The organism is Microcystis sp. 49638_E5, assembly GCF_021300285.1.
Taxonomy (GTDB): Bacteria; Cyanobacteriota; Cyanobacteriia; order Cyanobacteriales; family Microcystaceae; genus Microcystis; species Microcystis aeruginosa_C.
In genome coordinates, this window is the sequence record NZ_JAJTDH010000038.1 from 20087 (window position 1) to 27267 (window position 7181).

Below are 7181 nucleotides of genomic sequence, written 5' to 3' on the forward strand. Positions count from 1 at the left end.
TTATGCCAGCAGCAGTAGAAGAAAAAAGCATGGTTCCCACGGTTTTAGTGGGTATAGGTGGCACTGGTAACGAAATTTTATCGCGATTGCGTCGTTTAATCGAGGAAAGTTATGGCAGTTTGAGCAATTTTCCGATTGTCAGTTTTTTGGTGGTTGACACGGATAAGGATTATAAAATCAGTAATCCTGAAGCTGCTGGCAGTGCTTTTAAAGATAACGAAAAACACTGGGCCCGGGTGAGTGGAAAACAGGTACAGGAGATGGTATCTGACATGGATAGATATCCCTGGATTAATAGTTGGTTTCCCCCGGAATTAGAGAGAAATATTACTTCCCTGGAAGCGGGAGCGGGACAAATTCGCGCCTGTGGCCGTTTTGCTTTATTTTGTAATTATCATGAGATCCAAAGAAAATTTCTGGATGCGGTGAGACGGGTAAAAGGACAAGAAAACTTTATGCTCGATCGCTATGGAATTAAAGTTAATAATACTGCTATTAATGTCTTTACTACGGGGTCTTTAAACGGTGGTACAGGTAGCGGAATGTTAATCGATCTAGGCTACTGTATTCGTAATTGGTTACGCGGGGAAAGTAGTCCTTTGAGTACGGCAATTGTTCCCACTCCTGAAGCATTTGCGGGGATTAGTGTCGGCGATCGAGTTTTGGCTAATGGTTACGCTGCCCTGATGGAATTAAATTACTTTTCTGACTACAGAACCGAATACCATCAACAGTTTAGCAGCGGTTTGGTCGATGAAGTTGTTAGTAAGTTACCCCCCTTTGATTTTACATATTTAGTGGGGACAAAAAACGGCGAAGGGGATTTTAAACTCGGTCAAATTCGGGAAATGATCGCCCAAAATATTTTCCTAGATATGACCTCTGATTTTGCCCCCCATAAGCGTTCCATTAGAGATAATATTAAGGGTTCTTGGGCGCAAGCTGACCCCGGAGGTCGCGGTTATCCTAAGCAATTTATGAGTTTTGGGCTATCAACTATTGAAATTCCTATTGCCCAAATTCGTGCCTCCTTATCGGAACGTTTAGCCAAAGATTTAATTAATTGGTGGCTGAATGATGCCGTGATTTTACCCGCTCAAATGTTGGACTTAGTAAGAGGTGATATCCTCAAAAGAATGCGCTTGAGCGAAGGGGAATTAATTATGGATTTATGTGCCGACAAGGATCGCTCTTTAATTGCCATAATCTCCCAATGGATTAACGAAACTCGTCAGGAAATCAATCAAGATAATTGGCTATCTTGTACCAAACAGGGTGTTAATATTTTAGGCAATGAACAGGGAAAAATTCTCCAATTTATTAATGATTATTTAACGCCAAGAGTCGAGGAATTTAAACGCAATCATTTACTAGAATTGAGTCCCGATGAACGGCTGCACGGCGATTACCTGAAAAAGATTTATAATAACCGGGATGAAATTATTCAACGGGGTAAAAAGTCTCTAGAAATGGAGTTTTATAATATCCTTGAGGATCGGAACCGTGGGGTAAAATTTGCCGAGAGTTTTATTGTTTCAGTACGACAAATCTTCACCGACATAGCAGAAAAATTCCGTCGCGATCAAGAACAGGTTTGGAGTCAAAATGAAAGTAAACGTCAACGAGAATATGATACAGCTTTAGCAGAAATTAATGATCTGAAAGATAAACTTCATATCTCGAAAAAAGATAAGATGGAAGAATATTGTGAACAAGCTTTAACGGGATTGGAAGGCCATTTAATGGCCAATATTCAACGAAAAACCAGAGGTGCAGGAGTAGAGGTTATTAATCGTTTACTGGAACATCTTAATCAATTAGAAAGCCGGTTTAATCGCTTTCGTCAGAAATTAATTCAAAGTCGCGATCTATTTAATCTCCAGTCTAATCAACAGATTGATAGTGCCGATGCTTTGTTAATTAATGGGATTAAAATATTTGACAGACAAGAATTAAATAGTCTTTATCAAGACTTGATCGAACAATTTGCCTCGGGGATTGCCGGTAACAAAAATGCCTACGATACAGGTATGGATAACCTTTGTTTACCCCTCTCAGAAGAGATTTTAAAGCAATCTAGCCCCCTCTGGAAAGAAACGCGCCGCGCTGATGAAAATATGCGTTTATTTGACATCACCGAGATTGCCGATATTCGTCAAGGAGATTTTCAACAAGTTATCATAAACCAAGCTAATCAATTACTACAAAATGCCCCCGTTAGTAGTCGAATTCAGCAGGAATTAGCCGCTTGTGATCGCTTGTTAAAAATTTATAACAACGATGCCGATATTATCAATAATCTTCGCATTGCCTACCAAAAATCGCGACCCCTAATTATGCTCAATCCTGCGGTTTTGCGGGGAAAAGATGCGGGTTTTACGCCCCAATTAAATCAAAATGTTGCCCTGATTGGGGGAAGAAATACCAATAACCCTGCAGCCCAAAAAATTATTCCGAAACTGCGGGAATTTATCCCCAACGAAGACGACATTAAACCCTTGGCAGAAGTGGAAAAACATCGTCTTGTCTTCGTGCAGGAAATTGGCGGTTTTTCCCTACGCTGTCTCGAGGGAATGCGAGAACTGCGGCAATCCTATCAGGACTGGAAAGGAGAATTTATTCTCGCTAAACGCGCCCAACAAATGGGAGAAAATCGCGATTTACCCATCCCCGTGCATATCCAAAAGGAACCTCCTTTCTGGGATGTTTTTCCCGAAGATCCGAGTATTTATCAATTGGTGGTGACAGCCCGGGCTTTAAAAGTGCTTTTTCCAGAAGTCAATCGAGTCACTAATGAGAAAACAATTCGCTATGAAATTAAAACCGCAACGGGATTAAAAAAAGTCGATATCGCTACCAGTTGGGAAGATGCGGTACAGGTGTTAGAAGTAAAAGCTTGTCGCGAAGATAAGGAAAAAATTCAAAGTCAGGTGACAGCTAAGTTACAGGCTGCAGCCACTCCCGAGAAAAAACAAGCTTTGTATCGGACTTTCATTGAATATTTACAACAACGTTCCGAGGAATTAACAGGAGGAAAAGATAATACAGAATATAAACGGGAAGATGCAATTATTTTGCAGTTAATCCATAACTATAAGTTGGATAGCGGTGGAGAAATTCCTCTTTCTCCGGTGACGGAAGTGGCTAACCCAGCTTTAATTATCTGCGGTAATTGTGGACACAAAAATCCGCCCTCGTCTAATTTTTGTTCTAAGTGTGGGGCAAAATTAGTTAAGTAGAAATTAGATTTTGGGTTTGATCCCCCCTGCCCCCCTTGATAAGGGGGGTGCCGATAGGCGGGGGGATCTACCTTGATAAGGGGGGTGCCGATAGGCGGGGGGATCTACCTTGATAAGGGGTGAATCTGACAATGTTTAACACCTACCTAATTTAACAGAAAAAGTGAGGATGTTAGTCCAGCTAACACCCCCAAAATGAAAATTTTCGGGAAAAATTGCCTAATAGCGAAAAAACTGGATTATAATAGGGTCTTTACTCAAGATTTTTGCTAACCGCTAACTGCCATAAAACCCAATCAAGACCCCTGTTTATCGAGAGAAAAACCAATGGTAGCCACTTTAAAAGGACGAGATGTTTTAAGAATAACCGACATGAGTAGCGAAGAAATCAGCGCCCTACTCAATCTATCGGCACAGCTTAAAGCTGGTAATCTTAACCCTAGCTGCAAAAAAGTCTTGGGATTGCTATTTTATAAAGCTTCCACCAGGACGCGGGTTTCCTTTACCGTCGCCATGTACCAGTTAGGGGGACAGGTGATCGATCTTAACCCCAGTGTAACCCAAGTGGGGCGAGGGGAACCCTTAGCCGATACAGCCCGGGTACTCGATCGCTATCTCGATATTCTCGCGGTTCGCACCTTTAAACAAGAGGATTTAGAAGCTTTTGCCAATTACTCGCGCATCCCGATTATCAACGCTTTAACGGATTTAGAACATCCCTGCCAGATATTAGCCGATTTACAGACTATCCAAGAGACTTTTCAGACTTTAAGGGGAATTAACCTCACCTATGTGGGGGATGGTAATAATGTCGCTAATTCTCTCCTCTTGGGTGGTGCTTTGATGGGGTTAAATGTGCGGGTTGCCTCCCCCGCAAACTATCAACCGGATGGGGAAATTGTCGCCAGCGCCCAGGCTATTGGCGAGAAAACCGGTAGTAAAATCTTAATTACCGACGATCCCGTTACTGCTGTAAAAGACTCTCAGGTGGTTTATACTGATGTCTGGGCGAGTATGGGACAGGAAAGCCTCGCTGATGCCCGAATTCCCGTTTTTCAGCCCTACCAAGTCAATGAACAGCTAATGAGTCACGCTGACAAAGACGCGATTATTCTCCATTGTTTACCTGCTCACCGGGGCGAAGAAATTACCGACGGGGCGATCGAGGGTGTACAATCAAAAGTCTGGGAACAAGCGGAAAATCGGATGCACGCCCAAAAAGCTTTAATGGTGAGTTTATTGGGATTAATCTAGCTCCCGATGCTCAGTTACTAAAATAATTATTAAACTCGATCATCAATCATCCTAAGACCTGTCCGACACCAGAAGTTAACGCTAGGATTGATGGTAAGAGCAATAATCAGGGCAGCCTCCACACCTAACTATATGTCAGACACCTCCGCCGTTAAAAAATATCTCGCCCATTGGTTTCAATTGGGAAAAAAAGTTATTTGTCCCAAAAACCAAGCTATGCTATTTCCGCTGCCAATTTTCAATGCTGATCGCTATTCGTCGGAGTTTGAGGATTGTTGGCAAAAAATGCTTGATCCTCAAAGTGGCGATTGTTACCTAGAAGGTACTCAACAAACTATCCAAGACTTACTTTCCCCTCAATGGGAATTTCATCCCTGCGCTCGTTGTACTATACCTGTACCAATTGAAGTGATGGGACAATCGGGTTTATCCTGTCCTTGCCATGATTTGAGTAATTGGCCCAATTTAGAATTACCCCTACCCCATTTACCCGTCAATAGTCAAGAAAATCTCGATCGCATCCGGCAAAGATTGCTAAAAAATTCTCCCTCACATTAACCGGACAAAAAGAGACGTTAGGGGTAACGTCTCGACAAAAGGGTTGAGATTTAACGATTTCTGCCAAAAAGATTGACTAAATCCCGCAATCTCTCGCTATATTCTCCGGTTAAAGCTTCCTGACGATAGCGCCATGACCAATTCCCTTCTGCGACACTGGGGGTATTCATACGCGCATCGGATCCTAAACTTAACACATCCTGTAACGGTACGATCGCCTGATTAGCCACGGAACTATAGGCCAGTCGAATCAGATCCCAAGCCACTCCCTGACCACTGGGAGCGCCAAGATATTGATAAAGTCGCGCTTTTTCGTAGTCGTTGGCGTTATCCTGAAACCAGCCCACAGTAGTATTATTATCGTGAGTGCCGGTATAAATCACACAGTTGCGTTCGACGTTGAAAGGAAGATAGGGATTACCCGCATCACCCCCAAAAGCGAAGTGGAGAATCTTCATCCCAGGGAAGGCAAAGTGATCGCGAAAATCTAAGACTGCTTGGTCAATATCGCCCAAATCTTCGGCAATAATCGGCAATTTACCTAAACGAGCGCCAATAGTATTAAAGAGATCATAACCCGGGGCCTTGAGCCAATGACCATTAATAGCATTTTCCTGGCCAAAAGCCACCGCCCAATAGGCCTCTAATCCGCGAAAATGATCGATACGGATGATATCGACTAGGGAAAGAACCGCTTTTAAACGGCGTACCCACCAGTCAAAGCCCGTATTTTTGAGATAATCCCAGTTATAAAGAGGATTTCCCCATAATTGCCCCGTTTCTGAGAAATAATCTGGGGGAACCCCGGCCACTTCCAAGGGATTACCGGTTTGCGGATCTAGTCGGAAAACCTGCGGATTTGCCCAAACATCGGCACTATTATGGGAGACATAAATGGGGATATCACCGATAATCTCGATACCGAGGGAGTTAGCATAGCGTTTTAGGGCTAACCACTGCTCAAAAAACTCAAATTGCAGGAATTTGTGCAGAAAAATCTCCTCTTGTAACTCCTGTTTCGGTGTTTCCAACGCACCCCAATGACGTTCGCGAATTTCTGTCGGCCATTCCATCCATGCTTTACCCTGGTAAGCGTGGGATAAAGCCATAAATAGGGCGTAATCCTCTAACCAATCGGCATTGCCAGCACAAAAGCCGGCAAACTGTTTGTAAAGAATTGTGTCAGAACCCTTGACAAAATTGCTCGCCGCCTTTCTAAGTAGGGGAATTTTCCAAGCGATCAATTTATCAAAATCCACTTGATCGAGGGGAAAATCGGGAATATCCTCGAAATCTGCGTCACTAAGCAGGTTTTTCTCCCGAAGAATGTCGAGACTAATCAGGAGATGATTGCCGGCAATGGCACTAAAACTCATGTAGGGAGAGTTACCGTACCCTGTGGGGCCTAAAGGGAGAATTTGCCAGAGTTTTTGACCACTTTGAGCCAAAAAATCGATAAATTGATAGGCTTCCCTACCTAGTTCTCCAATCCCGTAACGACCGGGGTGACTGGTGGGATGAAGCAAAATACCGCTAGAACGGCTAAAAGCCATGAAAAAACCCCCTTATCAATGATTCGGTTAGCAGTTATTAAGTAGGTGGGTGGAATTAAATATAAAATGAACGTAGGTTGGGTTGAAGCATGAAACCCAACGCCCGCATGGGTTACGCTACCGCTAACCCATCCTACAAATAATTGTGCCGATCTCGATCGATAACGGCAATACTTAACAACTTTATTAGACCTATAGTAGGTAGGCGCAATTAAAGTTATGGAATCCTCTTCGGGTTTCGGCTTCGGCACGAGGGACGATCTGCCGTCCGCTCTCTCCCGCGTAGGTTAGGATACGACTTTGAACCCTTCTGCTCTCTGTTGGTTTAGGCATGAGATAAATACGCTCTACTTAGATTTTTTTGTATTGGCGAGTGGTTCGGTAAGTCTGATGAGGATCGTTCAATTTTTCTGGGTTTGTATATTCAAGCTCTCCCTCCTGGATCAAAGGTTTAATATGCTCGCATATAGCGTTTTCAAATAAGACATGAAAAAGCATCGTAATTGTGGAGATTAGGAAAAGTAAATAGTTTAAGGTTGATTAAAAGATTAAATATCTTCTTCATAATCCCAAAATT

General features: G+C 43.0%; 4 protein-coding genes. 3 read left to right on the top strand and 1 reads right to left on the bottom strand.

Going from position 1 to position 7181, the window contains the following annotated elements; genetic code table 11:
- The first annotated feature begins 2 nt into the window (after positions 1 to 2).
- From LW728_RS12565 to LW728_RS12575, 3 genes are all read left to right on the top strand, one after another.
- On the top strand, positions 3 to 3239 hold the full coding sequence (locus tag LW728_RS12565; RefSeq protein ID WP_287668965.1) for a tubulin-like doman-containing protein: 3237 nt from the start codon (positions 3 to 5) through the stop codon (positions 3237 to 3239).
- A 327-nt stretch (positions 3240 to 3566) separates the two neighbouring features.
- Positions 3567 to 4493 (top strand): ornithine carbamoyltransferase, encoded by a 927-nt coding sequence (gene argF / locus LW728_RS12570; protein WP_069475144.1) that lies wholly within the window; start codon positions 3567 to 3569, stop codon positions 4491 to 4493.
- 132 nt (positions 4494 to 4625) lie between these two features.
- Positions 4626 to 5051 carry a hypothetical protein gene (locus LW728_RS12575; RefSeq protein ID WP_108935920.1) on the top strand — a complete coding sequence of 142 codons (426 nt, stop codon included), beginning with the start codon at positions 4626 to 4628 and terminating at the stop codon, positions 5049 to 5051.
- A gap of 50 nt (positions 5052 to 5101) precedes the next feature.
- Here the strand turns inward: LW728_RS12575 and malQ are convergent, their stop codons facing one another.
- The gene (gene malQ / locus LW728_RS12580; RefSeq protein WP_287766853.1) at positions 5102 to 6604 is read right to left on the bottom strand and encodes a 4-alpha-glucanotransferase; all 1503 of its coding nucleotides are present in this window, start codon (positions 6602 to 6604) and stop codon (positions 5102 to 5104) included.
- Positions 6605 to 7181 lie beyond the last annotated feature (577 nt).

Excerpts from the sequence above, each read along its gene's own strand:
- LW728_RS12565 (WP_287668965.1), top strand. The coding sequence starts at position 3 with ATGCCAGCAGCAGTAGAAGAAAAAAGCATGGTTCCCACGGTTTTAGTG.
- argF (WP_069475144.1), top strand. The coding sequence starts at position 3,567 with ATGGTAGCCACTTTAAAAGGACGAGATGTTTTAAGAATAACCGACATG.
- LW728_RS12575 (WP_108935920.1), top strand. The coding sequence starts at position 4,626 with ATGTCAGACACCTCCGCCGTTAAAAAATATCTCGCCCATTGGTTTCAA.
- malQ (WP_287766853.1), bottom strand. The coding sequence starts at position 6,604 with ATGGCTTTTAGCCGTTCTAGCGGTATTTTGCTTCATCCCACCAGTCAC.